The sequence below is a fragment of the Sorangium sp. So ce185 genome (assembly GCF_051526825.1).
GTDB classification, from domain to species: Bacteria; Myxococcota_A; Polyangia; order Polyangiales; family Polyangiaceae; genus Sorangium; species Sorangium cellulosum_D.
The window spans coordinates 10,787,329-10,812,492 of the sequence record NZ_CP150316.1; the positions used below are offsets into that span (position 1 = coordinate 10,787,329).

General features: G+C 71.7%; 25 protein-coding genes and 1 pseudogene. 15 read left to right on the forward strand and 11 right to left on the reverse strand.

Annotated features, from left to right (window positions below; all coding sequences use genetic code 11):
- The first annotated feature begins 351 nt into the window (after positions 1-351).
- From WMF26_RS39670 to WMF26_RS39680, 3 genes are all read left to right on the forward strand, one after another.
- Complete coding sequence (locus WMF26_RS39670) at positions 352-552, forward strand: hypothetical protein (RefSeq protein ID WP_437996967.1); 201 nt, start codon at positions 352-354, stop codon at positions 550-552.
- Positions 553-706: 154 nt separating this feature from the next.
- A complete protein-coding gene (locus tag WMF26_RS39675; RefSeq protein ID WP_437996968.1) occupies positions 707-1,099 on the forward strand; it encodes a hypothetical protein in 393 nt (130 codons plus the stop codon).
- A 676-nt stretch (positions 1,100-1,775) separates the two neighbouring features.
- Positions 1,776-2,312 carry a hypothetical protein gene (locus WMF26_RS39680; RefSeq protein WP_437996969.1) on the forward strand — a complete coding sequence of 179 codons (537 nt, stop codon included), beginning with the start codon at positions 1,776-1,778 and terminating at the stop codon, positions 2,310-2,312.
- On the opposite strand, the gene WMF26_RS39685 is transcribed toward WMF26_RS39680, so the two are convergent.
- The 4 genes from WMF26_RS39685 to WMF26_RS39700 are packed head-to-tail and all read right to left on the reverse strand — an operon-like array spanning position 2,309 to position 5,611.
- On the reverse strand, positions 2,309-2,788 hold the full coding sequence (locus WMF26_RS39685; protein WP_437996970.1) for a hypothetical protein: 480 nt from the start codon (positions 2,786-2,788) through the stop codon (positions 2,309-2,311). The two genes, WMF26_RS39680 and WMF26_RS39685, sit on opposite strands and share 4 nt — an antisense overlap.
- Entirely contained in the window at positions 2,785-3,201 is a 417-nt protein-coding gene (locus WMF26_RS39690) for a hypothetical protein (RefSeq protein ID WP_437722277.1), read from the reverse strand. The genes WMF26_RS39685 and WMF26_RS39690 overlap by 4 nt, the downstream gene beginning before the upstream one ends.
- A 23-nt stretch (positions 3,202-3,224) precedes the next feature.
- Positions 3,225-4,586 carry a protein kinase domain-containing protein gene (locus WMF26_RS39695; RefSeq protein ID WP_437996971.1) on the reverse strand — a complete coding sequence of 454 codons (1,362 nt, stop codon included), beginning with the start codon at positions 4,584-4,586 and terminating at the stop codon, positions 3,225-3,227.
- Positions 4,587-4,639: 53 nt separating this feature from the next.
- On the reverse strand, positions 4,640-5,611 hold the full coding sequence (locus WMF26_RS39700; RefSeq protein ID WP_437996972.1) for a hypothetical protein: 972 nt from the start codon (positions 5,609-5,611) through the stop codon (positions 4,640-4,642).
- 974 nt (positions 5,612-6,585) lie between these two features.
- On the opposite strand from WMF26_RS39700, the gene WMF26_RS39705 reads away from it, so the two are divergent.
- Positions 6,586-6,894, forward strand: a complete 309-nt coding sequence (locus WMF26_RS39705; protein WP_437996973.1) for a DUF6968 family protein — start codon at positions 6,586-6,588, stop codon at positions 6,892-6,894.
- Positions 6,895-7,187: 293 nt separating this feature from the next.
- Here WMF26_RS39705 and WMF26_RS39710 read toward each other — a convergent pair whose 3' ends face one another.
- Entirely contained in the window at positions 7,188-7,589 is a 402-nt protein-coding gene (locus WMF26_RS39710) for a response regulator (RefSeq protein ID WP_061629559.1), read from the reverse strand.
- A gap of 346 nt (positions 7,590-7,935) precedes the next feature.
- Between WMF26_RS39710 and WMF26_RS39715 the strand changes: the two genes are divergently transcribed.
- Complete coding sequence (locus WMF26_RS39715; RefSeq protein ID WP_437996974.1) at positions 7,936-8,763, forward strand: hypothetical protein; 828 nt, start codon at positions 7,936-7,938, stop codon at positions 8,761-8,763.
- A gap of 531 nt (positions 8,764-9,294) precedes the next feature.
- On the opposite strand, the gene WMF26_RS39720 is transcribed toward WMF26_RS39715, so the two are convergent.
- The 4 genes and pseudogenes from WMF26_RS39720 to WMF26_RS39735 form a co-directional block, all read right to left on the reverse strand.
- Positions 9,295-9,693, reverse strand: a complete 399-nt coding sequence (locus tag WMF26_RS39720) for a RidA family protein (RefSeq protein ID WP_437996975.1) — start codon at positions 9,691-9,693, stop codon at positions 9,295-9,297.
- Between the two features lie 482 nt (positions 9,694-10,175).
- Positions 10,176-10,412, reverse strand: a pseudogene (locus WMF26_RS39725) (aquaporin); the annotation flags it as partial.
- Positions 10,396-10,869 (reverse strand): ArsI/CadI family heavy metal resistance metalloenzyme, encoded by a 474-nt coding sequence (locus tag WMF26_RS39730; protein ID WP_437996976.1) that lies wholly within the window; start codon positions 10,867-10,869, stop codon positions 10,396-10,398. The pseudogene WMF26_RS39725 and the gene WMF26_RS39730, both read right to left, overlap by 17 nt.
- Positions 10,870-10,927: 58 nt before the next feature.
- Entirely contained in the window at positions 10,928-11,233 is a 306-nt protein-coding gene (locus WMF26_RS39735) for an ArsR/SmtB family transcription factor (protein ID WP_437996977.1), read from the reverse strand.
- Between the two features lie 242 nt (positions 11,234-11,475).
- Between WMF26_RS39735 and WMF26_RS39740 the strand changes: the two genes are divergently transcribed.
- The gene (locus WMF26_RS39740) at positions 11,476-13,179 is read left to right on the forward strand and encodes a CotH kinase family protein (RefSeq protein ID WP_437996978.1); all 1,704 of its coding nucleotides are present in this window, start codon (positions 11,476-11,478) and stop codon (positions 13,177-13,179) included.
- Between the two features lie 40 nt (positions 13,180-13,219).
- Here the strand turns inward: WMF26_RS39740 and WMF26_RS39745 are convergent, their stop codons facing one another.
- Both WMF26_RS39745 and WMF26_RS39750 read right to left on the reverse strand, forming a co-directional pair.
- The gene (locus tag WMF26_RS39745) at positions 13,220-13,498 is read right to left on the reverse strand and encodes a cupin domain-containing protein (RefSeq protein ID WP_437996979.1); all 279 of its coding nucleotides are present in this window, start codon (positions 13,496-13,498) and stop codon (positions 13,220-13,222) included.
- A gap of 67 nt (positions 13,499-13,565) precedes the next feature.
- Positions 13,566-14,468 (reverse strand): nucleotidyltransferase domain-containing protein, encoded by a 903-nt coding sequence (locus WMF26_RS39750; protein ID WP_437996980.1) that lies wholly within the window; start codon positions 14,466-14,468, stop codon positions 13,566-13,568.
- A 159-nt stretch (positions 14,469-14,627) separates the two neighbouring features.
- Between WMF26_RS39750 and aroA the strand changes: the two genes are divergently transcribed.
- From aroA to WMF26_RS39795, 9 genes are all read left to right on the forward strand, one after another.
- Positions 14,628-15,995, forward strand: a complete 1,368-nt coding sequence (gene aroA / locus WMF26_RS39755) for a 3-phosphoshikimate 1-carboxyvinyltransferase (protein ID WP_437996981.1) — start codon at positions 14,628-14,630, stop codon at positions 15,993-15,995.
- Between the two features lie 40 nt (positions 15,996-16,035).
- On the forward strand, positions 16,036-16,872 hold the full coding sequence (cmk, locus tag WMF26_RS39760; protein WP_437996982.1) for a (d)CMP kinase: 837 nt from the start codon (positions 16,036-16,038) through the stop codon (positions 16,870-16,872).
- Positions 16,856-17,824, forward strand: a complete 969-nt coding sequence (locus tag WMF26_RS39765; protein WP_437996983.1) for a hypothetical protein — start codon at positions 16,856-16,858, stop codon at positions 17,822-17,824. The genes cmk and WMF26_RS39765 overlap by 17 nt, the downstream gene beginning before the upstream one ends.
- Before the next feature lie 4 nt (positions 17,825-17,828).
- On the forward strand, positions 17,829-18,947 hold the full coding sequence (locus WMF26_RS39770; RefSeq protein WP_437996984.1) for a hypothetical protein: 1,119 nt from the start codon (positions 17,829-17,831) through the stop codon (positions 18,945-18,947).
- 169 nt (positions 18,948-19,116) lie between these two features.
- Positions 19,117-20,922, forward strand: a complete 1,806-nt coding sequence (locus WMF26_RS39775) for a 30S ribosomal protein S1 (RefSeq protein ID WP_257792742.1) — start codon at positions 19,117-19,119, stop codon at positions 20,920-20,922.
- Between the two features lie 194 nt (positions 20,923-21,116).
- Positions 21,117-21,683, forward strand: coding sequence for a hypothetical protein (locus WMF26_RS39780; protein ID WP_437996985.1), 567 nt, complete (start codon positions 21,117-21,119; stop codon positions 21,681-21,683).
- A gap of 217 nt (positions 21,684-21,900) precedes the next feature.
- Positions 21,901-22,449, forward strand: a complete 549-nt coding sequence (locus tag WMF26_RS39785) for an HIT family protein (protein ID WP_061622619.1) — start codon at positions 21,901-21,903, stop codon at positions 22,447-22,449.
- Positions 22,446-23,915 carry an AI-2E family transporter gene (locus WMF26_RS39790; RefSeq protein WP_437996986.1) on the forward strand — a complete coding sequence of 490 codons (1,470 nt, stop codon included), beginning with the start codon at positions 22,446-22,448 and terminating at the stop codon, positions 23,913-23,915. The genes WMF26_RS39785 and WMF26_RS39790 overlap by 4 nt, the downstream gene beginning before the upstream one ends.
- Positions 23,916-24,198: 283 nt before the next feature.
- Entirely contained in the window at positions 24,199-25,146 is a 948-nt protein-coding gene (locus WMF26_RS39795) for a hypothetical protein (RefSeq protein WP_020739972.1), read from the forward strand.
- Positions 25,147-25,164 lie beyond the last annotated feature (18 nt).

Consider the following 25,164-nt stretch of genomic DNA (forward strand, 5'->3'; position numbering starts at 1 on the left):
GCTATCTGGAAGCTCGGGGCGCCTGCGCTTCCCGGTCCGAGCGCCGCGCGCGAGCGGGCTCTCAGGGCGCTGCCGGCACCGGACGACCCGACGGAGTTCATGGAGATCGAGCAGGAGCTGCGAGCGCTGTATACGAGCGCATGGCGGGATGACGTGCCGGACGCGGACCGCATCTGGGCAGCGCGGTACCGCGAAACGTGCACGCTGTGGGTCAACCAGCACAGGCGAGATGCGCTCGCGCAGAGCGCGTATGAAGGCTATCTCCAGAGCAGCGATGGACGCTTCGGCGGCGAGCCTGCCGGCCCATGGCGTAGCGTGAGCGCCTTCGCCAAGGAACCCTGGTGTTCTTTCGTGGATCGTGTCGAGGACGCCCCGGAGGGCGAGAGCGAGCCGGAGACGGCCGCGGCGGCAGCATGGGAATACTGGGACGCGCACTACCGGGAGGCGCCGCCGTGGGACAGCGATCCGGACCAGGCGCACTGGCTCGCGGCGCTCCGCGCTGCTCGAAGAAAGGCGCAGGGCGACGATGGTCCACCGGAGATGGGCAGGTAGGACGCCGACGGGGCCGTGTGCCGGCCTCCTCGCGCTTTCGCTCGCGCCCACGAGCGCCCGGGCCGAAGAGAGCGCGTCACCGCGATGGGAGATCGGCGTCAAGGCGGCTTACGTTGTCTTGGGGGGACGTGCCACACGCGCGACGGGCGGCATCATGCCGTCGATCACCGGCTTGCGCCGATGGCCCATCCGCGAAGCCGTGGACATCGGCATCGGCGCCGACGTGGGGCTCTTCGGTCTGGGCGGCGACGCACGCTGGCTCGGCGTCCTTGGAGGACCGGCGGCGGCAATCCGGGCCATGCCGTTCCGCGCGCCCTTCTCGCTCGAGCTCACGGCCCGGCTCGACTTCGGGCGCATCCCTGTATGCAATGCGTGGAGGTTGTGCCTGCGGTATCTTGGATTATTCCCGGCGATGGAGGCCGGCGCAGCCTACCTGTCGACGCAGCACGTGGCGATCGTGGCGACGTGCGGCGTCCGTTTCATCATTACGCTCGCGTGGTCCGGTGTCAGCGTGGAGCCGGCAGCGGCAGGTCGGATCTTCTGGTAGACGTGAGCCCCTGACGGGCGAACGTCCCACCGACCCGGACGGCCAACGCGGAGAGACGATTGGTGATGCCTTCGATCGCGAATCCGAAGCCCCTCATACGCCGCAGCCTCTGCGAGGCGTCCCTCGGGCAGCGGCTGTTTTCGACCAGGGATCCCGAGGCCTGGACGGCGCACTTCGAGGCTCTGGGCACGCTCTGCGCCGATGCATGGCTCGATGACCTTCCGGAGGCGGACCGCGCCTGGGCAGCAGCGCACCGCGAGAGATTCAGGAGATGGATCGACGTTCCGCGGCCGAACGGCGCCGACCGAGGTCCGGCGCAAGCGCTCTCCAGAGCCATCCGGTGCCCGTCTCCGGGGAGCTCACCCTCCCCTGGCCGATGCTGCTCGGCGCCGTCGAGAGCGCGTTCTTCGCGTCCGTCCGGGTCTTCGAGGTGCCACCTGCCGGCGAGCGCGAGCGCGCCGCGGCCGATGCGGCAGCGCGCCTCCATCGTTCCTATCTCTGGCGAACCCTGTCGTCCGACGCTGCGGCCGCGCCGCACCGTCCCGAGGCGCTCCGCGCCTTCCAGAGGGGGCTCGAGCTCGGGCGCGGCACGCCGAGCTCCAGCAGAATGCCGGTCCCTCCGATGCTGGAGCCACCGTGGTACTGGGGGGCAGGTCTGCCGGAGTACCCTGGACCGATGGCCGCGCGCGAGCGCGCCCTCCGGACCATGCCGATCTCCGCCGGTAGGGCCGAGTGGCTGTCCCGCAACCGGGAGCTGCGCGCCCTGTACGCGAGCGCCTGGCGAGGCGACGTGCCGGAGGAGGACCGCGAATGGGCCCAGGTGGTTCGCGATTGCTGCACGACGCATGTCAATCGCCGCCGGCGGGACGCCATCGCGCGGACCGCCTATGAAAGCTATCTCCAGAGCAGCGGTGGGCTCTTCGACGGGGAGCCCGGCCGACCGTGGCCGCAGTTGACCCACACCACCTCGGAACCCTGGCGAGCGTTCGCGGACCGCGTCGAGGACGCGCCCGAAGGCGAGAGCGAGCTCGCGACGGCCGAGGCGGCCGCGCGCGAGTTCTGGGAAAGGCTCTATGCGAAGTTCCCGCCGTGGGACAGCGACCCGGACCAGGCGCACTGGCTCGCCGCGCTCCGCGCAGCGCGCGCCAAGGCGCTGGCAGGCGATACGCCGCCGGAAAACGCGTGCTGCCCGCAGGAGAGCCCGCCCGGTTAGTCGGCCCCGCTGCAGTCCGAGACGTGAAAGATCGCCATCTCGAGGCGCGCCTTGGCGCCGTCGAAGAGCCGGACGAGATCGCACGGCCCCGCCGCCACGTCGGCCTCGTACGGGTCGCCTTGCCGCTCCTCGACGATGATCTCGCACGCCCCCTGGTACAGCTTACCGTCGATCTCCGCGGACACATGGGGCAGACCGGCCTGATCCACCAGGTCGAAGAACGAGAAGGCAACTCCCTCCTTCTGCACCGTCACGCTCAGCTCCGTCTGATTGCGCACGATGCACCCTCCTGCGACCTCGCCGCTCGCATCCACAACCCTCGTTCCGTTGCCGCCAGTGTCGAGCACCAGCTCTTCGCCATCCCGCGTGATGATCACCTTGCCCGAGACCTCGGGATGGGAGACGCACCCGCTGGCCGAGGAGCCAAAGGCGACCCAGAGCACGGCTGAGAGCGCACCAACGAGCTGCTCGCTCATGTCGTGCATCCGCCGTAGCCCTGAGGAAGCACCGTCGGCGGGTTACCCGCAGGCGTGCAGCACATCACATGCTCTTCGCCATCTTCTTCCACGTAGATGGCGTGGTCCGCATATCCGTCCCAGCAAATCTCCTCCACTTCGGTCGGGATGACGCACAGGGTATACCCGTCCGGGATGTCCTCTCGGACGACGCCGGCGCAAGCACGCGCGAATGTCGGCGACTCCGGGGCGGTGGAAGAACCTTTTCTCCAACCTTCCCAGAGGATCTCGGTCGCTTCCGCGCAGCCTGGCGCCTCATTCTGCGTGCCGTCCCACAGCCACACGGCCGGGTCTCCCTCGTGGGGGCCTGAGCCGGGGCAGTCGAGATCGGGGGCGCAGCCTAGCCCAGCACTCACGCCGATGAACAGAAGCACGCATCGCATCGACAGAAGCCCTCCTAGTACAACGCAGGACCGCAGCTGACGTCACCGGCCTCGCAATACGGCCGGCGCAGCTCGGCTCTCGCCGCCACGCCCGCCCGTCGCGAGAGCGCAACGCGCGGGCGGCCGTCCGCTTCCTTCGGGGGGGTCGGCTCCGCAACCGACGGCGGAGGCGAGCGCCGCCCCTCCGGCAACGCCGAGACCTGCTGCACCAGGGCTGCCGAGAGCTTCTCCGCGCGGAGCACGATCCGAGCCGGACGCGTCAAGAGCACGCCCGCGCACAGCACAGCCATTGCGGCGACCGAAACGGCAATGCGGCCGGCGAGCCTCCGGGGCGGCGTGTCGGCAGCCTTGCTCGGGGCCATCATCGGCGCTCGACCAGGTCCTCGGACGAGGGAGGGCGGGGGCGACAGGACCAGCTCCTGCGGTTCCGGAGCCGTCCACGATGGCACGTCGAGAGAGGGGATCTCCGGCTGCTGAGGCTCATCGTCGTTCAGCAGCGAAGCCGCCGGCTCGACCTCGGAGGAACGGGCGTCCGGCTCTTCCGTCACCGGCGCCGGCGAGCTCGGAGCGTCCAGGTGGGAGCTGCGCAAGGTCGACGGCGCGCCACCGGTGACCACGGCCATCTCCTCGTCGCCGCTCGGTTCCAGGTCCAGCGTGGGCCATGCCTCCACGAGGCCCTCGAGCACGGTGATGAAGTGGTCCACGTTCCTGTATCTGCGACGCGGATCCTCTTCCAAGGCCATCTCGATGGCGGCAGCGACAGCGCGCGGTGTACCGACCGGGATCACAGGCTTGTCCCGCTGCGCCCCGAGCGTGCCGGGCAGACCGGCGTCGAGCGAGCGACGGCAAACGAGCTCGTAGAGCAAGGTCCCGAGTCCATACACGTCGGCCCGTGGCCCCACCCGGTCGCCGCGCAGCAGCTCCGGAGGCGCCACCAGCGGCTCCCGCGCGGCCTCGTGCGGCTCGATCCGGAACAGCCGGACCAGGCCGAACTGGTTGATGCTGTAGTCCCGCTTCGACGTGATGAACACCCGGTCCGGCCCGAGCGCCCCATGGCACCAGCCCAGCACGTGGCATCGCTGGATCGCGCGGGCGACATCGATCACCATCTGCAGCGCCGTGGCGCCGAGATCGGCCCCACGCGTCGCGTCTTTGATGCTGATCCCGTGGCTTCGCCGGCACGCGACCCACGCGGAGAGGCCGCCAGCGTCGCCGTACAGCACGGGCTCGAGCTGCGGGACCGCTCGCGCGATCTCCTGCAGGCGCTGAAGCTCGGAAGCGAAGGCCGTTCGGTCCATCGATTGGCCTTCGCGCAGGTGCAACCAGACGGTCGCGCCCTCGTCGCCGACCTGCTGGGCGAGGAACGTGCGGACCATGCCATCGTGAACCTCGCTGAGGATCCGGTGACCCTCCCAGATGATACCGGGCTCTACCACGAGAAACGCACCTCCGCGCCAGCGCTGTGCGCGCGGATCTGGGCGCCGCTCGGGAGCATGGCAACCACGAGTGTCGCGGCCCCCAGCGCGGTACCTGCGACGAGGGCTGCCGTGCTGATGTGCTGCTGTACCTCGACGGCGTGCAACTTTTCCAGCAACTTCGGGTTTCCGGTCGAACGGGGTTTGCACATCTCGGCCTGGAGGGCGCTGTCCTCGAGCGATGCCACGACGTGCAGCACGATCCCGGACATCAGGAACGCTCCCGATGCCGCTGAGCCCGCATAGAGAAGCCACGGCGCCGGCGAAGCCGCCGGCTGTGCCGGCGCGCCCGCCGGCCTCGCCGGCGGCGCGGCCGGGCGGAGGCTCGCCGGCTCCGGGCTCAGGAGCACGGCCCGCGCCTCTCCCGCGGTGACACGCACGGTGGAGCGCGCCTTCCGGCCGTCCGGCAACGCCGCGGTCACCTCGTGCTGCCCTGGCTCGACGTAGATCCGGCCGCTCTCGTCCACGATCCGGCCGTCCACGAGCACGGGCGCCGCCCCGGCGGGCGCGAATACGCGGAGCTCCGCGACCTGCCGGCGCGCCGCGGCCAGGTCCGCGTGCCGCGTGTCGTGGAGGCGCCGCTCCATGGGCGTGGCCGGCGGGCGCATCTCCTGCACGCAGCGCGTGAGCTCCCCCGCCGCGTCCACCCAGCGCTCGAGGCGGCGGTCGAGCTGCCCGAGCTGGCAGATCGCCACCGTGGATCTCTCGAGCTCATAGATCTGCGCCCACAGGTGGCGAGCGCGCGCGATTTCGAGCCGATCGAAGGCCGCCTCCGCCTCCCTGACCAAGGCCGCCACGCGCGGCGACCGAGGCGGCGGCGGTGGTGGTCGTGGCGGCGAGGCGGCGGAGGCCAGCGGGAGCGCGAGGAGGAACATCGCGACGGCCGCCGCCTTCGACCCACCGATGACCAGCGCAGAACGCAGCAAGCTTCACCTCGGCCCGACGCGAGGACCGAATGCCGCGCTGGCCCAGTCCGGCGCGCCATCCCTCTTCCCGCCCAGCCTCGGCCGGAGCGGCGTCCATGCCTCGCGCAGAGGTGAATTACCACGGGTCTCCTGGCGCTGTGAATCCCTGATGATCCAATTTGCCGCCGAGGAATGCATTACGATTCGCAACCAAAAATTCTCATCGCCGACGGCTGTGCGCTCGCCATGGATGTCCCTCGACGGTCGCGGCCTCTCCGAGCGGCCCGACGTCCGCCTCGACCGGCGTAGCCGCACTGTCTGATCCGGCGCCATGTACGCGACATAGACGGCAGCGCCGAGCCAGCCTCCACGGCGCCGGGCCGCGCCACGCTTCGCGAAGCGGGCGTCCGCGAAGGTGGGCAATGGGCAAGGAACCGGAGTGGCCTGAAAGCGATGATTCGGAAGAGATGGGGCGCGGCTCGGGGCAACACACTTGAACCCGGCACGCCGGTCGCAACAGGCGCGGCATGCGAACGTTCAACACCATCACCGCCGCTCTCGTTTGCTGTTCCATCCCTTCGTGTATGGTTGACCCGACACCTGGATCGGAAGCCCTGTTGGACGAGGAGACTCTGGAGGCTGGCGAGCCGCTCGCAGCACGAGGTCGGTGCGAAGATGCGGTGGACGAGGGCGCCGACGTCTGGCTGTTGATGTGCGGAGCAGCGACCGACGTATTCATGACCCGCCCGCAAGCGGCTCACTGCATTTCGGAGCACAGCCAAGGTCGAGCCGCGGGGAAAGGGAAGTGCCGTTCCAGTTGCCCTACTGCATGCTTCGCGCTCTCCACCAGGTGGGAACTTTACTGCGAGGAGCGAGCGCCCATGTTCATGAGGAGCATCTGTGAGCAGGCGCGACAGAACGGGCAGAAGAAGTGCCTTAGCTCCTGTTGAGCGAGGAGGCTTGACATCGCCGACGAGGGCGCTAGCTGGTGGGGCATGCCGGACGTGATCGCGGAGCGTACCCTGGAGCTGACACTTCCGAGCGGGACGCAAGAAGGCATCCGAGTTCGAGTATGGGCCCCCGAATACAGCCCATATTTTCGATGCTGGGTCGCTGATGTGGAAGTCGCCGGAGCAGGGGACACCGACAAATCACACGGAGCCGGCATCGACGCTTTCCAGGCGCTGTACAGCGCGCTCCACTTGATTCCGGCGATGCTCGTCAAATACGAGGACGATGGCCGGCTCTCGTGGCTCGGCGAGGGGTGGACCGGGTTCCCGGCGATCGACCTGACGAATGCGTAAGCAGGGTCGGCCACGCCGTTGGGTCGGGCGCCATGGAGCGCGAGGCCGGCGCGGCGCCGAGCGCGCCGCCGTCCGCCGCGTCGAGCTCCCGCCGCTCGGCCCCTGCATCCAGGCTCACCCGGGCGCACCGCCCCCTTCACCCCCACGCGCGCCTCGGGCACGGGCTCGGCGTGGTCCCCGCCGGGCAGCCACAGCGGTCGCGGCGCGCGTCGTCCAGCTCGGCGCCGCCGTCGCCCACCTGGCCGAGCTCGCCAGCACGGCCGCGCTGGCGGACCGTGCCGGCGGCGTGCTCGTCATACGCGCGCTCGGCCGAGCGCTGCCTGTACCAGGAGCAGCAGCGCGTCGAGCTGCACCGGCTTGCTGACGATCCGGAAGGCTCCCGCCTTCGAGCAACGCACGACGGACTCATCGGATGCATAGCCCGTGACCACGATGATCGGCAGGTACGGGTCGAGGCGCTTCAAGGCGGCCACCGTCTCGTCTCCCCCCATCCCCGGCATCCGCAGGTCGGTGATCGCGAGGTCGAAGGGCTCCCGCTGCGCCTTCTGCACCGCTGCTTCGCCGCTCTCCGCGGTAGCGACCTCGTACCCCTCCGAGGAGAGGAAGACATCCAGCGTGTCTCGAATGTCTTCCTCGTCATCGATCACCAGGACCCGATGGCCGCTGCCCTGGAGCTCGCTAAGGTCGGCGTTCACGTCTCCTCCTCGCTTTGGTCCGTCGCCCGGGAGCCGGGCAGCCCCATGCAGGCTGTGGCCTCCTCGCCGGGTTCCCCTGGACCGGAAGCCTACCGCAACTCTCCAGGTCAGCGACGGTCCCGATCGCGTCGGCGTGCGCCTCGATGCCACGTCCGCGCTCCGTTGCATGCGGCCAGCCGGGCGGGGCGTCCAGGTACGCGGCGCCGGCGAGCCCGGGGCCGCCGTGCGGGCCGACCCCCTCCGGTCACAGAGCACGACCGCGACGCCCACCCAGGCGCCCGGCAGGTTGCATCCCGTCAACCCAGGATCGACACTCGGGGCGCCCCTGACCAAAGGAGGGTATCTCATGGGTTATCGCAATCTCAGCCCCCAGGCGATGGTCAACATCTCGGGCCCGTGGCTCGATCCGGAGCAGGACCGGAAGGTCTTCACATCGCTGCCGCTGCTCGCCCCGCTCCTGCCCGCGGTCGACGAGGCGCACGGCCGGATCCTCACCACGCAGCGGCTCGGCACCAGCCTCCAGCAGCAGGCCAAGGCGCTCATGGAGAAGGTCCTCGCGCTCGACGCGACCCACGATCGCAAGCTGCGCGGGGCGTACAACTACCTCGGCGCGCTCGCCGAGATGACCGACGATCCCGAGTTCGCCGCGGCGCTCCTCGACCTGCGCGATCGGCTCGCGCCGGCGGGGCTCAAGGCCGTCGCGCGGAGCTACGGCGATCAGGCGGGCGACGCCAAGCTGCTCCCGTCGCGGCTCAACGAGGCGTCGGAGAAGCTGCTCAAGAAGCTGAAGACGCCCGAGGGGCCGCTCTCGCAGGTGGTGGACGCCTGGGTCGCCGCCGCGCTCGAGATCGAGAAGGTGGAGGCGCAGCGCGAGCAGCTCGCGCTGAATACCCCGGCGAACAGCGACGGCGCGACGCCGCGCGAGGTGCTGAACGCCCGCAACGCCTGGATCCGCGTGGTCCGGGCCATCGAGACGAACCTCGCCCTCGAGAAGGCGGCGACCGGAGAGATCACCGAACGCCTCCTCGGCCGGCTCCGCCGCGAGTCCGCCCGGGCCGACCGCCGCGGCCGCAAGGGCGGCGCCGAGGGCGCCGTCGACCCCGCGCCGGCCGGCGACGACGTGCCGCCCGCCGGCGGCGGCGGCGGCGACGACGATCCCTTCGACGGCGCCTGAGCCGAGCGCCCCTGACCCCGCGCCGCGATGAATCCCCGCGGGGGACGACACGACGCAAGCCAGTAAGCCCGATTGCTCGATCAGCCGCCCTCCACCGCATTGAAGCAATCAATCTTACATAATCTGCCGCGTGCCGGCGGGTGCGCGACAGTCCACTCGTCCGACATGGGTGCCGGGCGGCAATTTTGGTGAGATATCTTACTCCAAAGCGCCGCTCACCAGCGACATCGAGTAAGATGCCTTACGCCAAAACGCCTCCGGGAGGCGATCCCGTGGAAGAAAGCTTACGTCGATCTGCCCCCGGGCGGCGATCGCCGACAGTGGACTTGCGCCGAGCGCCGCCGGTCGGCGATCTCGCGTAAGCTCTCTTACGCCGATGCGCTTCCGAGCAGCGCTGGCCGGCGTTCGGGTCGCGCCGAGGCGCCGCCCGGCGCGGCCTGCCGCGCTCCCGCGGCGAGGAACCACGAGAGCGCCAGCCACGCGGGGCGCCGGCCCTCGGAGCCCAAGGCTGGTGTCTGGTGATGCCATCGATCAGGTGGACCGAGGAATGCGCGCGATGACCTTGATCTCGAAATCGAAGCCCGCCAGCCAGTTCACGCCCACCGCGGTCCAGTTCGGGTAGGGCGGCTCCCCGATCGCCTTCAGTCGAGCGGCGTTCACCGCGTCCCACTGCTTGGCCGGGTCGGTGTGGAACGAGGTCACGTCGACGACGTCGTCGAACGTGCAGCCGGCGGCCTTCAGCACTGCCGCGAGGTTGTCGAAGGCGAGCTGGACCTGCTTTTCGAAGACCGGCTCGGGCGACCCGTCCTCGCGGCTGCCGACTTGGCCCGAGACGAACAGAAGGTCGCCCGAGCGGATCGCCGCCGAATAGCGGTTGATCTCGTAGAGCGCTTGCCGACCGGCAGGGAAGATCGCATCGCGTTTGGCCATGATTTGCTCCTGTTCAAGCAAGGCAGGCCCGACCTCCCGACGCGGCGTCGTTCCGCCGACAAAGGCGAGAGACGTTCGCACCGCTTCAGGGTTTCAGATCCTCCGCGCTTCATTGTGCGGGACGGTCGATGATATAAGCCCCGCGTGCCGGTATATAATCCCTACGCACCGCATGTCAACTCGCATACTCGGAGTATGTCTTTTGTAGGAGATGGCAGTGGTCGCGAGATGAGGTGCGCCAGGTGACGAATCCATGATGACGACTCGCTCCGGGCTGCTCGACGTCGTCGACCGCTACCGCTTCTACCCGCGGAGCGTGCATAAAACGCCGCCCGGCGGCGATCGCCGGCAGTCCGCTTGCGCCTCCCGGCGCGTGGCTCATCCCCGGCCTCCCTCCGCCGCGCGCGCCGCGGCCCACCCCTCGCGCGACACGAGCTCGGCCACGCGCGCGCGGACCTCGTCGCGGATCTCCCGCCCTGGCTCGCGTCGGCGAGCGTGACGGCCGGGTTGAAGTGCGCGCCGGAGATGGCCCCGAAGGTCAGGATAAGCGCGACCAGCGCGGCCCCGGTCGCGATGGTGTTCGCGAGCAGGGCGATCGCCACGTTCCCGCCGGCGAGGCGCTCGGCCATGATCCCGGACCCGACCACGGTCGCGAGCAGCAGGGCCGTCCCGAGCGCCTCGGCGACGGCCCTGCGGAGGAGATCAGCGCGCGGCGGCATCGCCCTGCTTGGAGGGGACGCAGCACGACGGCGCGCAGCACGCGGCCTCGCTCTTCGCGGGCATCGCGGGCTGGCTCCCCATCACGGCCGCCTCGCCCTTCACCACGAACACCTCCCAGGAGTTGCCGTCGGGGTCCTCGATCCAGACCTTGTCCTGCACCGCATAGCAACAGGCCGTGTCCTCCTCCGTGAACGTCCTGAGCTCCGCGGCCTCGAAGCGCCGCTTGGCCTCGAGCACGTCCTCCGTGCTCGCCACCTGGACGCCGAAATGGCTCGCGTTGACGCCGGTGCGCGGCGCCTCCTGCATGGTGAGGTTCAACGAAGGCGACTCGAGGTCGAACTTCGCATACCCGGGGCGGCGCTTTGTGGCGCGCACGCCAAAGGCCTTTTCGTAGAACGCGACCGAGGCGTCGATGCTGGAGACGTTGAGCGAGAGATGAGGCTTGAGGACATTCATCGCGTACCTTCCTTTCACTTGCTTCCAAAAATTTCGAAGTAGCAGGGCAAAAAAAAAATCAGCAGCACGACTTGCCGCGCTTGCAGCAGTCCTCCCACAGGTACTCCGTCAGCGCGCGGAGCGCCTCGTAATCGGCGCTGTAGTAGTGAAACGTCCCTTCGCCGCGCGTCCTCAGGACGCCGGAATCGACGAGCCGCTTGAGGTGGTGGCTCAGCGTCGAGGCCGCCAGCCCGACGTGCGCCTGGATGTCGCCCGCGGGGGCGCCCTCCATCCCGGCCTGCACCACGAAGCGCAGCACCGCGAGCCGCACCGGGTGACCGAGCGCGGCGAGCTGTTCGACGTGACGGTCGAGCTTCGACGGCACGCACTACTTCTAACATTGTCGAAGTACGGCGCAAGCCCCTCGTCGAAGAAATCCGAGCTGGTGCCGCGTCCCCCGGGGGTCGTCCCTGCTCCCCGGAGAGAGGAAGGAACCACCGAGGCACAGAGGAACACGAAAAGCAGAGAGGAACCGAGAGGCCAAGAGCGCCGCTCGAGAAATGGGTGGCGCGGCGGCCCCGTGTGTCCGTACAATGACGATTTCTTGAACTGTCAATGAGGCTGGCAGTGGAAAATAGCACCATTGTTCGACGGGCACGCTTCCGCGGGCTCCACCGTTCCTTCTCGCTCGCCCTCGTCACGCTGAGCGTCGCCTGCGGCCAGGCGCCGGCCAAGCCCGGCGACGGCACCCCGCAGACGATCCCGTCCCTGACGGGGGATGTCGCGTTCTCCACGCCGAGCCAGACGTTCAGGGATCAGATCCAGGTGGAGATGTCCACCTCGGTCGCAGGGGCCGAGATCCGCTACACGCTCGACGGGCAGCTGCCGACCTCGGCCTCCACGCTGTACACGGGCGAGCCCGTGACCCTCACCGCCACGACGCAGGTCCGCGCGCAGGCGTTCGTGGGGGGCGACGCGCGCGGCGCGGTGAGCACGGGCATCTACATCGCGCGCACCGTCGACGCGACCTCCGACCTGCCCATCATGATCATCGACGGCTACGGCCAGGGCAAGCCGACCGACAAGGAGGTCTACTTCGACGCGGCGGTGATGATCTGGGAGCCGGTCAACGGCGTCGCCTCGATCGCCTCGCTGCCCACGATGGCGATGCGCGGCGGCTATCACGTGCGCGGCCAGTCCTCGATGAACTTCCCCCAGACACCGTACAAGGTCGAGCTGTGGGGCAACGACGACAAGGACCTCGACTACCCGATGCTCGGCATGCCCGCCGATTCGGACTGGGCGCTGATCCCCCCGTATTACGACCGCACGCTGATCCGCAATCCGTTCACCTACAGCCTCGGCCGCGACATGGGCCTGGAGGCGCCGCGCAACGAGTTCGCCGAGGTCTACCTGAACTACGACGCGCGCGTCATCGGCGAAGCGGATTACCAGGGCATCTACTGGATCTCGGAGACCATCAAGAACAACGAGGCCCGCACCGATCTCAAGCAGCTCGAGGAGGAGGACCTCGACGCGCCCAAGATCAGCGGCGGCTACATCTTCAAGTTCGATCAGGCGGCCGCCGAGGAGCCGAAGCTCACCTGCACCGGCTCGGATCCGCTCCCGTCGTTCGGAGGCTTCGGCGGCGGGCCGCGCCCCGGCCAGGGCGGCACGTGCTGGATCGATCTCGAGGTCGTGGATCCCGATCCCCTGAACGACGCCCAGAAGACCTGGCTGACACAATACATCCAGGAGTTCCACGACAGCCTCCATCAGACGCCGATCGGCGATTACGCGGCGTACATCGACGTGCCGTCGTTCATCGATTACCTGATCATCAGCGAGCTGACGCTCAACGTGGACGCTTACGTGCGGAGCGCCTTCTACCACAAGGATCGCGATCAGAAGATCAAGGCCGGCCCGCTCTGGGACTACAACTTCGCGCTCGGCGGCGTGGGCGCCCAGAGCGCGGCGCCGGAGTCGAACAACGACACAGGCTTTCGCTTCAGCGGCGCGAGGAACGTCAACAACTGGTATCAGAAGCTCACCGCGGATCCGGCCTTCATGGCGCAAGTGCGGGCGCGCTACACGGCGCTGCGCCAGACGCTCCTGTCGGAGGCCGCGCTCGAGCAGCGCATGGACGAGCTGAGCGCGCCGCTCGCGCAGGCCGCGGCCCGCGACCTCGCCAAGTGGCCGGTGTCGGACATCATCGAGTCGAGCGAGGGCTTCCTCGGCGGCCCCACCGCGCCGACGTGGGAGGGGCAGCTGCAGGTCATGCGCGACTTCCTGAGGGCCCGGCTCGCCTGGCTCGACGCCAACTTGCCGTGACCCGGCGCGAGCCGCCGCCGGCCGCCCGCCGCGGCCCAGGTCAGCCGAAGCGGTAGTGCTTGCGCACCGGGGAGCGGACCTCCCACATGCAGCTCAGGCCGGCGGGGAACGTCACCAGATCCCCCGCCTGGATCCGCACCGGCGCGCCCCCGCCCGCCGGCGTCACGATCACGTCGCCCTCGAGGAGGTAGCAGGTCTCCGGCTCGTCGTAGTGCCACGGGAAGGTCGACACCTCCTTCGTCCAGATGGGCCAGCCGCGCGCCCCGAGCTTCGCCAGCTGCTCCTCCGACGGACCGTGCTCCAGCGTGATCGACTCCATGGCTCCTCGTCCTCGCTCGATGTGTCCCCGGGCCCCGCGCCCGCGGCGCCCTCCGTCGCGGCCGATGCTAGCAGCCCGGCGCGTCCCGCCGGCACAGGTCGCGCGCCTCGCGCGCGATCGCCTCCATGCGCCCGAGGCTCCCGAGCAGCGCCTCGGCGCCCTGGCCGGGCGCGGAGAGCAGCGCCTCCAATCGGTCGGCGAAGCCCTCGGGGCACCGCGGGAGCGCCCGCGTCCGCTGAAGCGCGCCCTTCTCGTTCGAGACGTAGCGCTCGTTCAGCGCGAACAGCGCCTGCACCAGGCAGGCGGCGGCGCGGAACAGGCAGCCGCTCACGTACACCACGTCGCCGCGCCCCGCGGCCTTCTTCGCGGTGTCGATCGCGAAGCCGGCCTCCCACAGGAACCGATCGAGGAGCGCCCGCCGCAGGGCCGGCGGATACGGCGTCACGAGCGCCTTGAGCGGGGCGAGCACGCCCGCCGGATCGAAGAGCGGCCGGCAGTCGTGGATGTCGGCCAGGTAGTTGGAGCTGAAAAAGCCGTGCGGGTGCCCGGGCTGGTAGTCGCACGTCACCTGCCCCGCGCGGCATTCCTCGACCACGCGCCGCACGCGGGCGAGATCGCGGTAGAGCCAGTCGACGCGGTGCCCCTCGATCTCGAGCCACGCGCCCCCGTTGATCCACGGTCCCCACGCGCCGGGCGGCGTCACCACGTCCCCGGGGTCCGCCGCGATGAGCTCCCGCGCGAGCGGCGCCACGGCGCCCTCGGCGCCGCCCGCGCAGAGCTCCCGCGCGAGCGCGCGCAGCGCCGGGAGATCGGGCGGGCGCTCCGGCTCGTAGTAGATGCCGAGATCGAGATCCGAGTCCGGGTGGCCGGCGCCGCGGGCGCGCGAGCCGCCCAGCACGACCGCCGTAACGCCCGGGATCGCGCCGAGCCGCGCCGCGACGCGCGCCGCCACGTCCAGTGCCTCGCTCACGTCCACACCGCCTCCTGCCGCTCCCCGCGGCGCGCCGAGCGTACCATCAGGATGCGCCCGGGCGCCCGGACACCGGACGGGCCGCCGCCGCGCCGCGCCCCCGCCGCCCCCCGCCCCGCCCGCTGTGCCTGCGCCCGCCGTTCTGCTAAACGGCATCGCGTGCCCGACCTGATCGTCCACCCGGCGGAGCGGCCGCTCATCGGGAGCGTGCCGGTCCCCGCGGACAAGAGCATCGCCCACAGGGCGCTCCTGCTGGCGGGGCTCGCCACCGGGCAGAGCCGCGTCCGCTGCGGTTCGCTCGGCGGCGACGTCCGCTCGACCGTGGACGCGCTGCGCGCCCTGGGCGTCCGCGTCGAGGAGCCGTCGCCCGGCGACCTCGTCGTCCACGGCGCCGGGCTCTCCGGCCTCCGCGCCCCCGACGGGCCCATCGACTGCGGCAACTCCGGGACGACCATGCGGCTCCTCTCGGGCATCCTCGTCGCCCAGCGCTTCGCCGCGCGCCTCGTCGGCGACGCGTCGCTCTCGCGCCGCCCCATGGAGCGCGTCGCGAAGCCGCTCCGCCTCCGCGGCGGGCGCATCGAGGGGCAGCTCGACCCGCGCACGATCGGCGAGATCACCGCGCCGCTCGACGTCGGGCCGCTCCCCGAGCCGCACGTGCTCTCGTCCATCGAATACGACCTCCCCGTCCCGTGCGACCAGGTGAAGAGCGCCCTGCTCTTCTCCGGCCTCTTCGCCGACGGCCCCACCTTCGTGCGCGAGCCGATCGTCTCGCGCGATCACACCGAGCGCATGCTCACCGCGCTCGGCGTCCCGGTCGACTCGGTCGGCGCGATGGTCTGCCTCGACGCGGCCCGCTTCTCCGGCAACCTCCCGGCGTTCGACCTCGACGTGCCCGGCGACCTCTCCGCCGCCGCGTTCCTCCTCGCCGCCGCGGAGCTCGTGCCAGAGAGCCGCGTCACCGCGCGACGCGTCGGCCTCAACCCGACGCGCACCGGCCTGCTCGAGGTGCTGCGCGACATGGACAGCAGCGTCGCCGTCGAGATCAAGGGGGAGGCCCTCGGCGAGCCGACCGGCGATCTCCACATCGCCTCCGGCGCCGGCCTGCGCGGCGGGCGCGCGGGCGGCGAGCTCGCGGCGCGCGCCCTCGACGAGCTGCCCATCCTGCTCGGCCTCGCCGCGCGGGCGCGCGGCGTCACCGAGGTGTTCGACGCGCGGGAGCTGCGCGTGCAGGAGACCGACCGGATCGCGGCGATGGCGGCCGTGCTCGGCGCCTTCGGCCTGCGCTGCGAGGAGCGCACCGACGGGCTCCTCGTCGAGGGCAGGCCCGACCGGCCGCTCGAGGCGGCCGACGTCGACAGCCGCGGCGACCACCGCATCGCGATGACGGCCGCCGTGCTCGGGCTCGCCGCGCGCGGGCCGACGCGCGTGCGCGACGCGGGCTGCATCGCGACGAGCTTCCCCCTCTTCGTCGGGACGCTCCGCGCCCTGGGCGCGCGCATCGAGGTCGAGGGCGCCCGCGCCGCGTGAGCGGGCGAGCGAGCGAGCGAGCGAACGAGGAGGAGCGCAGGTGACCGAACGGCAGAGACAGGACGACGCACGCCACCTCCCGGGCCAGGGCGAGCTCCGGCGGCTGCGCGTCGCCATCGACGGGCCGGCCGGCGCCGGCAAGGGCACGGTCGCGCGGGGGCTCGCCGAGCGGCTCGGCTACCTCCTCGTCGACACCGGCGCGATCTACCGCGCCGTCGCGCTCGCGGTCCACCGCGTGGGCCTCGCGTGGGACGAGACCGGCGCGATCGGCGCCCTCGCCGAGGATCTCGCGAGCGGCGGGCGCATCACGCTGGAGCGCGGCGCGGCGCCCGACTCCACGGACGCCGGCGCCGCGTACGCCTCCGCCGCCTCGCGCGCCGCCTCGGAGGGCGGGCCGCCGCACTCGAGCGTGGGCGGCAGCGGCATGCGGGTGCTGCTCGACGGCGAGGACGTCTCCAGCGCGATCCGCGCCCCCGAGATCAGCCTCGGCGCGAGCCGGGTCTCGGCCATCCCCGCGGTGCGCAAGGCGCTGCTCGCGATGCAGCGGCAGGCCGGCGCGGGCGGCGGGGTCGTGCTCGAGGGGCGCGACATCGGCACCGTGGTGTTCCCCGACGCCGAGGTGAAGTTCTTCCTCACCGCGCCGGCCGAGATCCGCGCGAAGCGGCGGTACGACGAGCTCGTCGCGCGCGGCATGTCCGTCAGCTTCGAGGCGACGCTCGCCGACGTGCTCCGCCGCGACAAGGCCGACAGCGAGCGCGCCGTCGCGCCGCTCCGCAAGGCCGACGACGCGATCCTGGTCGACTCCGGGCACCGGAGCCCGCAGGAGATCATCGACGAGATGGCGTCCCTCGTGGAGATCCGTGCGCGCGGCGCGTGACGCCCGCGCCGCCGCCGCCGCCGCTACCCTGATCGCGCTCGCGCTCCCGGCCTGCGGGGGCGAGGCGCCGCGGCCCGAGGCGCAGCGCGCGAGGATCCCGGACGGCCCGCGGATCGTCCGGCGCATCGAGCCGGCCGATCTCCTCCCGGCCGATCTCGATCTCGTGGTGCGCGTCGACGTCGCCCGCATGCGCGCCGGCCTCGGCCAGGCGGCCGCGGACGAGCTCGCGCGGCGCGCGCTCGACGAGGCGCCCGACGAGGCGCTCGAGAGCGCCCTCCGGCGCGCCGACGTCGTCTGGCTCGGCCTGCGGCTCGCCGATCTCGAGGCGGGCGACCGCGTCGTCGTCCTGGAGGGCCGGATGGCCGGGCTCGCGCCCGATCCCGACCGCTGGGCGCCGTCGCCGGTCGCGCGGGATGTGCACGGCGTGCAGGGCGGCGTCGCCGTCTTCGATCGCCGCGGCGACGGCGTCGCCGCGCGCGCCGACACGGCGCGGATCGTCGCGCTCGGCGATCGCGCCGTCGCGCTCGTGTCCGCGGCCGAGGTGAGCAGCGTCGCGCGCGTCCTCCGCGACGGCCCGGACGAGCGCCGCGGCGATCCGGCCGCCGAGGGGCTCGTAAGCCTCGACCTGCGCGCGCGCCGGCTCCCCGCCTCGCTCGCGCGCCGCTTCCCGTCGGCCTCCGCGCTCGTCGCCGGCGTCGAGCGCGTCCGCGCCGTGGCGTCCCTCGCCGACGACGGGGTGCGCCTCGACGCGGAGATCGTCGGCGTCGACCCGGCCGGCGCCGGGCGCGCCCGGCGGTTCCTCGAGGTGCTGCGCGACAACGTCGAGGATGTGCGTTACGCAGAGCTGATGAAGGCGCTCTCGATCGAGCAGGTGGAGCGCACCGTGCGGCTCCGCTGGCTCTTCCCGGCGCCCCTCGTGCTCGCCCTGCTGTCCCGGGGCTCCCCCGGCTGAACCGATGCCCGACACCCTGATCGAAGAACCGATCCGACCGACCGTGATCGACGAGGCCGCGGCGCCCGCGCCGGCCCCGGAGGCCGACCCCGCCGAGGCGCCCCCCGCGAAGCCCGACGGCGGCGCGGCCCCGCCGCGCCCCGGCCGGCCGCGGGGGGCCGCGTGCCTCGCCGCGGCGCTCGCCGGCGTCGCGCTGCTCGCCGGCGTCGCGCTCGGCGTCTACGTCCTCTTCTTTCGCTACGAGCCGACGGCCCGGCGCCACATCCCGGGCGACGCGAACATCGTGGTCCGCCTCGAGGCCGCGGAGCTCGCGCTCTTCGGGCCCGTGCGCCAGCACTTCCTGCCGCTCGTCGAGGAGGCGCCCGCGGGCGCGTCGCGGCGGGCGCGCGTCGAGGCGGCCACCAGCGTCGACGTCCTCTCGGACGTGCGCGAGATCGTGATCGCCTCGACCGACGCCGCGAGCTGGGTCGCGCTCGCGGGGGGGCGCATCCCGAAGGGCCGGTTCGTCGCCGGCATGGAGAAGGTCGCCCGCGAGGAGGGCTGGTCCGATGTCCGCCGCGAGGGCGAGCTCCTGCTCGTCGGCGGCCCGCGCCCGCGCGCCGTGATCGGCCAGGCCGACGACGGCACGCTCGTCGTCGGCACGGACGTCGAGATCGTGAGCGCCGCGCTGCCCGCGTCGGACGAGTGGCAGCGCCTCGATCTGCCCGAGCAGGGCGCCGTCGCCTTCGCGCTCACGGGCGCCGCGTGGTCCGGCGCCGCCGGCGTGGCCTCGCCGCTGCTCCCGCGCGCCGGCGCGCTGTTCAGGCGCATCGCTCACGCCTCGGGCACGCTCACGCTCGGCGCGGAGCCCGCGCTCGCGATGCGCCTCGCGCCCGTCTCGGGCGACGCCGCCGCGGCGCTCGCCGCGGACGCCCAGGCGTTCCTCGGCAGCCTCAAGCTCGCGCTCGCGCTGCTCCCCGACGTCGCCGGCGCCGGGACCGCGATCGACGGCGCCCAGGCCGAAGCGCAGGGCGACCGCGTCGAGATCCGGACGAAATGGCCCGTCGAGGGCCTCGATCGCGCCTGCTCCGCGCTCGCGCAGCGAGCGCGCGAGGCCGCCGGCGCCCCGCGCGCGGCGCCCTGACGATGCGCCGCTTTGAGCCGGCGGGCTCGTCGTTTCTCAGGGAAACGACAAAAACCCACCGTGGCTCGGTCGTTGCATTGACAGAGGCCCCTCCTCAGACTACAGGCTCGCCTCTCCCGAGGGGCCGGGTGCATCGGTACGCGTGTGCCTGCCCCTCCGCCGCTCGTGCGTGGCACCAAGGGTCCACGCCTACGCCCGCGCGGCGAATCCCAGGGAAGGAAAGGAAACAAGAACGAACAACATGACTAGTAACATCCATATGGAGGCAGGCTCGTCCGGGGCGAGCATGGAGAGCTTTGCCGCGCTCTTCGAACAGAGCGTGGAAGGGGGCGATTTCGCGCGTGAAGGAGAGATCATCTCCGGCACCGTGGTCGCAGTGAACCGCGACTCCGTCGTGGTCGACATCGGCGGCAAGAGCGAGGGCGTCATCGCGCTGCGCGAGTTCGCGGACGCCGCGGGCCAGGCCGCCGTCAAGGCGGGCGACAAGGTCGACGTCTACATCGAGAGCCGCGAGAACGACGACGGCCTCGTCACCTTGTCGAAGGAGAAGGCCGACAAGATGAAGGTCTGGGATGAGATCTCGAACGCCTGCGAGGCGGACGAGCTCATCGAGGGCACGATCAGCCAGCGCGTGAAGGGCGGCCTCTCGGTCACCATCCGCGGCGGCGTGAAGGCCTTCCTCCCGGGCTCGCAGGTCGACCTCCGCCCGATCCGCAACTTGGACAAGCTGATCGGCCAGACCTACAAGTTCAAGGTCATCAAGTTCAACAAGAAGCGCGGCAACATCGTGCTCTCGCGGCGCGTGCTCCTCGAGCGCGAGCGCGACGAGATGAAGGCCAAGACGCTCGAGACGTTGACGGAAGGGATGACCGTCAAGGGGACCATCAAGAACATCACCGAGTACGGCGCGTTCGTCGACCTCGGCGGCATCGATGGCCTCCTGCACATCACGGACATGTCGTGGGGCCGCGTGAACCACCCGAGCGAGGTGTTCCAGGTCGGCGACGAGGTCCTCGTGAAGGTCCTCAAGTACAACGCCGACACCGAGCGCGTCTCCCTGGGCCTCAAGCAGACCCAGGAGGACCCCTGGAACCACGCCGAGGAGGCCTACCCCGCGGGCAAGAAGGTCCGCGGCAAGGTCATGTCGATCACCGACTACGGCGCGTTCGTCGAGCTGGAGCCGGGCGTCGAGGGCCTCATCCACGTGAGCGAGATGAGCTGGACCAAGAAGGTCAAGCACCCGTCGAAGCTCCTCGAGGTGGGCCAGGAGCTCGAGTGCCAGGTGCTCGAGGTGGACGCGCGCGCGAAGCGCATCAGCCTCGGCCTCAAGCAGCTGGAGCCGGATCCGTGGATGCTCTTCACGGACAAGTACCACCCCGGCGACAAGATCGCGGGCAAGGTCCGGTCGCTCACCGACTACGGCGTCTTCGTCGGGATCGAGGAGGGCGTCGACGGCATGGTCCACAAGAGCGACCTCTCGTGGTCGGTGCGCGTCAACAACCCGAGCGACCTGTACCACAAGGGCGACGACGTCGAGGCGATCATCCTCTCGATCAACCACGACGAGAAGAAGGTCTCCCTCGGCATCAAGCAGCTCTGGGACGACCCGTGGCCGACCATGCTGCAGGAGTACCCGCCCGGCCGCGTCATCGAGGACGCCCAGGTGGTGAGCATCGTCGACTACGGCGTGTTCGTGCGGCTGCGCGAGGGCGTCGAGGGCCTCATCTCGCAGAGCGACGTGCAGGAGCCCGAGGACGGCAAGCTCAAGGTGGGCGACAAGGTGAAGGCCGAGATCTCCTCGCTCGACACGGTCGACCGCCGGCTCTTCCTGACGATGAAGAACATCGGCATGGAGCGCCCCGCCCCGGTCCAGCGCCAGCAGCAGAAGCGCAAGGACGACGACGACAAGCCGGTGGCCGGGACGATCGGCGATCTCATCAAGGAGAAGTTCGGCGGCAAGCTCGACCTGAAGTGACGCTGCCCGGCGCGCGGCCCGCCTGATCCGGCCGCGCGCCAGGCGCGCACTCCGCCGCACCGAAGGTACGGCGGGCTGCGGGCGCCCCGGTGCCGCTCGGCTCGCCGTGTGGACCCGATGTCGACGAGAGGCGAGGCCCTCCCCAGGGCCTCGCCTCTTGCTTTTTGCGGGGCGCCGCGGACGATCCCGCCGCGATGAGAGGCCCCCTCGCGCGCTCCGCCCTCGCCGCGCCGGTCCTTGCCGCCCTGGCGCTCGGCGCGCCCCCCGCCCGCGCCGACGGCCCGCTCGCCGCAGGCCCCGCGGCCCCCTTTGCCGGCCCGCGCCCCTTGGCTGGCCCCGCGGGCCCCCTCGCCGGCCCCGCAGGCGGCGTCTTTGCCGGCCCCGCCGGCGACCCCCTCGCCCGCCTCCCGGGCGGCCTGCCCCGGGTGACGTTCCCGGAGCGGCCGCTCGCGCGCGCCTACGCGCCGCTGCGCGACCCCGACCCGTGGTTCAGCGATGACAAGGCGCGCCATTTCTGTGCGTCCATCGCCCTCGCCAGCGGCGGGTACGCGCTCGGCGCGCTCGCGACCGACGACCTCCATGGACGGATCGCGGTGGGGGCCGCGGTCGCGCTCGGCGCCGGCCTGGCGAAGGAGGCGTTCGACGCCGCCGGGTACGGCACCCCCTCGCTCCGCGATCTCGTCTGGGACGCGCTCGGCACGTCCGCCGGGCTTGCCCTCTCGGTCTGGTTCGATCTCGCCGCCACGCCGATCGCCTTCTGAGATCCGCGCCGCGGCCCGCGGCCGAGCGCGGGTCTCCTGAGGTCCGCGCCGCGGCCCGCGGCCGAGCGCGGGCGTCCCCGGGCGGGCAATCCCCGTGGGAGCCGCGCGAGCACGGCGCGAGGCGCGGGCGGCGGTGATGACGACGGGGCGACGCGGCGGGCGCGAAGCACGGGCGGTGGTCCCGCGCGCGTGGCCGCCGTGCTAGCGTCTCCGCGACATGGGCAACCCCCTGTGGGCGCCCTGGCGCATCGAGTACATCCTTGCGCCGAAGGGCCAGTCCGACTGCATCTTCTGCGGCATCCCCCGCGCAACCCAGCAAGAACAGCGCGACCGGCTGGTCGTGACCGCGACCCGCCGCGCGTTCGTCATGCTGAACCGCTACCCGTTCGCCTCGGGCCACCTCCTCGTGGTGCCGCACGCGCACGTCGCCTCGCTCGACGCGCTCGAGCCGGCCGACCACGAGGCGCTCTTCCGCCTCGTGCGCGAGTCGGCGACCCGCCTGCGCGCCGCGCTCAAGTGCGAGGGCATGAACGTCGGGATCAACCTCGGCACCGCCGCGGGCGCCGGGATCGCCGAGCACCTGCACGTGCACATCGTGCCGCGCTGGCCCGGCGACACCAACTTCATGCCCGTGCTCGCCGACACGCGCGTCGTGCCGCAGGCGCTCGAGGCGACGCGCGACCACCTGCTCGGCTTCTTCGCCGATCTGCCCGCGTCGCTCGTCGACGACGGCGTCCCGGGCCCGGCCGCGCGCGAGGCGCCGTGAGCGAGGGGCCCTCGCGGCGCACCGTGTTCCTGACGGTGAGCGCCGTCCTGACGGCGGCGCTGCTCATCGTCTCGCACGCGGTGCTGCTCCCGTTCGTGCTCGCGCTCGTCGTGGCCTACGTGCTCACGCCGGCTGTCCTCCGGCTCGAGCGCGCGCGCGTCCCGCGGTGGGCCGCGATCCTCGTCGTCTACGCGCTCGTGATCTCCGGCGTCGCGGGCTTCTTCGCCCTCAGCGTCCCGCGGCTCGTCGCCGAGGGGAAGGCGCTCACCGCCGAGGCGCCGCGGCTCGCCGCGCGGCTCCGCGAGGAGTACCTGCCCGCGCTCGACGCGCGGCTCCGCCGCTGGTCCGGCCGCGAGCCGCTGGCGTCGCCCGAGGCGCCGCCCGCGCCGCACGAGGTCGCGCCGGGCCCGACGCCCGACGAACCGGGCGCGCCGCCCGGCGATCTCGCCGCGCCCCGGGAGGATGGCTTCGAGCGCCCGCCTGTCCGCATCGTCCCCGGGCCGGACGGCTCCTTCGACGTGCGCATCGCCGAGGACGTCGAGATCCGCGAGACCGGCGACGGCGTCTGGCAGATCGCGCCGGCGCGCCCGAAGCACGCGCTCTCGAGCGCGAACATGCTCCAGGAGGGCTACGAGAAGGCGGCCGCCTACCTCAAGGAGAACTCGCTCACGGTCTTGCGCATCGGCCAGGCCATCGCGACCGCGATCTCGCGCGGCATCTTCAACCTCTTCATGACGTTGATGCTCGCGGGGTACATCATCCTGACGCACGAGAAGATCCTGCGCTTCTTCCGCGAGCTCTGGCACCCGAGCTCGCGCGAGTCGTTCGATCGCTTCCTGCGCCGGCTCGACCGGGGGCTGTCCGGCGTCGTGCGCGGGCAGCTCCTCATCTGCCTCGTGAACGGCGTCCTCTCCGCGATCGGCTTCTGGCTCTTCGACCTCAAGTACTGGCCGATCCTCTCGGTCCTCGCGGCGGTGATGTCGCTGATCCCGATCTTCGGCTCGATCTTGAGCTCGATCCCGGCGGTCCTCATCGGCCTCACGCAGTCGTTCGGCACGGCGGTCGGCGTGCTCGCGTGGATCGTCGGCATCCACCAGCTCGAGGCGAACTTCCTGAACCCGAAGATCATCGGCGACTCGGCGAAGATCCATCCGGTGCTCGTGGTGCTCGCGCTGCTCATCGGCGAGCACTTCTTCCAGATCACCGGCGCGCTCTTCGCGGTCCCGTGCCTGTCGATCGCGCAGACGGTCTTCCTTCACTTCCGCGAGTCCACGCTCGGCCTCGCCGACCCGACGGCCTCGATCCCGCCGACGCGCGGCGCCGCGCTGGTCGCCCCGTCGATCGAGCCTCTCCCGCCGCTGCGCGGCTTCGAGACGGTCCGCCCTGCGGTCACCCCGCTCCCCGCCTCCGCCCCCGAGGGCGACCCCCCCGCGCGCCCCGGCGACCCCGGCACCGCCGCGAGCTAGCCTCGCCCGCCTTCGACGACCGTAGGCCCCCGGGGAGGGGGTCGTCGCGGGGGGCGCGCACGGGCTGGTGTCTGAGCCTGGGACGCCCTGTGCCCGGCGTGCGCAGCACGTCGGGCACAGGGCGTCCCAGGCGAGTTCAGCCCGTGCGCGCCCCCCGCGACGGCCCCCCTCCCCGGGGGCCGGGCAGCTCGCCTGCCCGCCGCCGCTGGCCGCTCCCCCGCAGGCCGGCTATGAGACCCCGCGCCCCGCGGAGCCGCAACGTCCGTCAGATCCACGACCTTCGATGAAGACCCCCGGCAAACCCACCCCGAAGAAGCAGAGCCCCAAGCAGCAGCGCGAGCAGGCCATCGCCGCGCTCCGCAGCGGAAAGCCGCCGGCCGACCCCCTCGCCCAGCTGAACCCGCGCTCGCTCGCCCTCCGCGTCGGCATCCCGGCGCTGATCATCTGGGCCATCGCCCTGGCGATCCCCGGGGTCTGGCCGAAGGTGGCCGCCGGCGTCCTGACGGTCGTGGTCGCGGGCGTCATCCTGTGGGCGCTGCGCTTCGCGACAAAGACGCGCGCCGTCGCGCAGATCGTGCAGACCGCCGACTCCGCCGAGGCGCGCAAGGACGCGATCGCCAAGCTCGACACGGAGTTCAAGAAGGACGACGCGGCCGCGACGTTCGCGAAGGCGCAGCTCCAGATGCAGGAGGACCCGCGCGCCGCGCTCCGGACGCTCGAGACCATCAACCTCGACAAGGTGATGGCGCCCATGGCCGACGAGGCGCGCGCGCAGCGCGGCATGATCCACCTCATCCTGAGCGAGACGGACGAGGCGCGGGCGCTCGTCGACAAGATCGACATGACCCGCCACAAGGAGCCGAGGATCCGCGCCATGATGGCCGCCATCGTCGGCGAGGCGTGGGCCCGCACCGGGCAGGCCACGAAGGCCGTCGAGCTGCTCGAGACGTTCGATCCGAACGACGACGCGTTCGCCGAGCTCAAGCCGCAGCTGCTCCGCTCGCGGGCGTTCGCCTACGCCTGGGCGAACAACACGAAGCAGATGAAGAGCACGCTCCGGAGCCTGAGCGCGCTCAACCCGCAGTACCTGAGCGGGTTCATCACGAAGAAGAAGAGCCCCATGGGCGTCCCGCCGCGCGGCGTGCACCCGATGCTCGAGAAGGAGGCGTTCGAGATGCTGATGCGCTCCGGCGCCGTCCCGCGCAAGATGCAGCAGGTGAGGCGCGGCTGAGCGCGCCCGGCCGCGCCC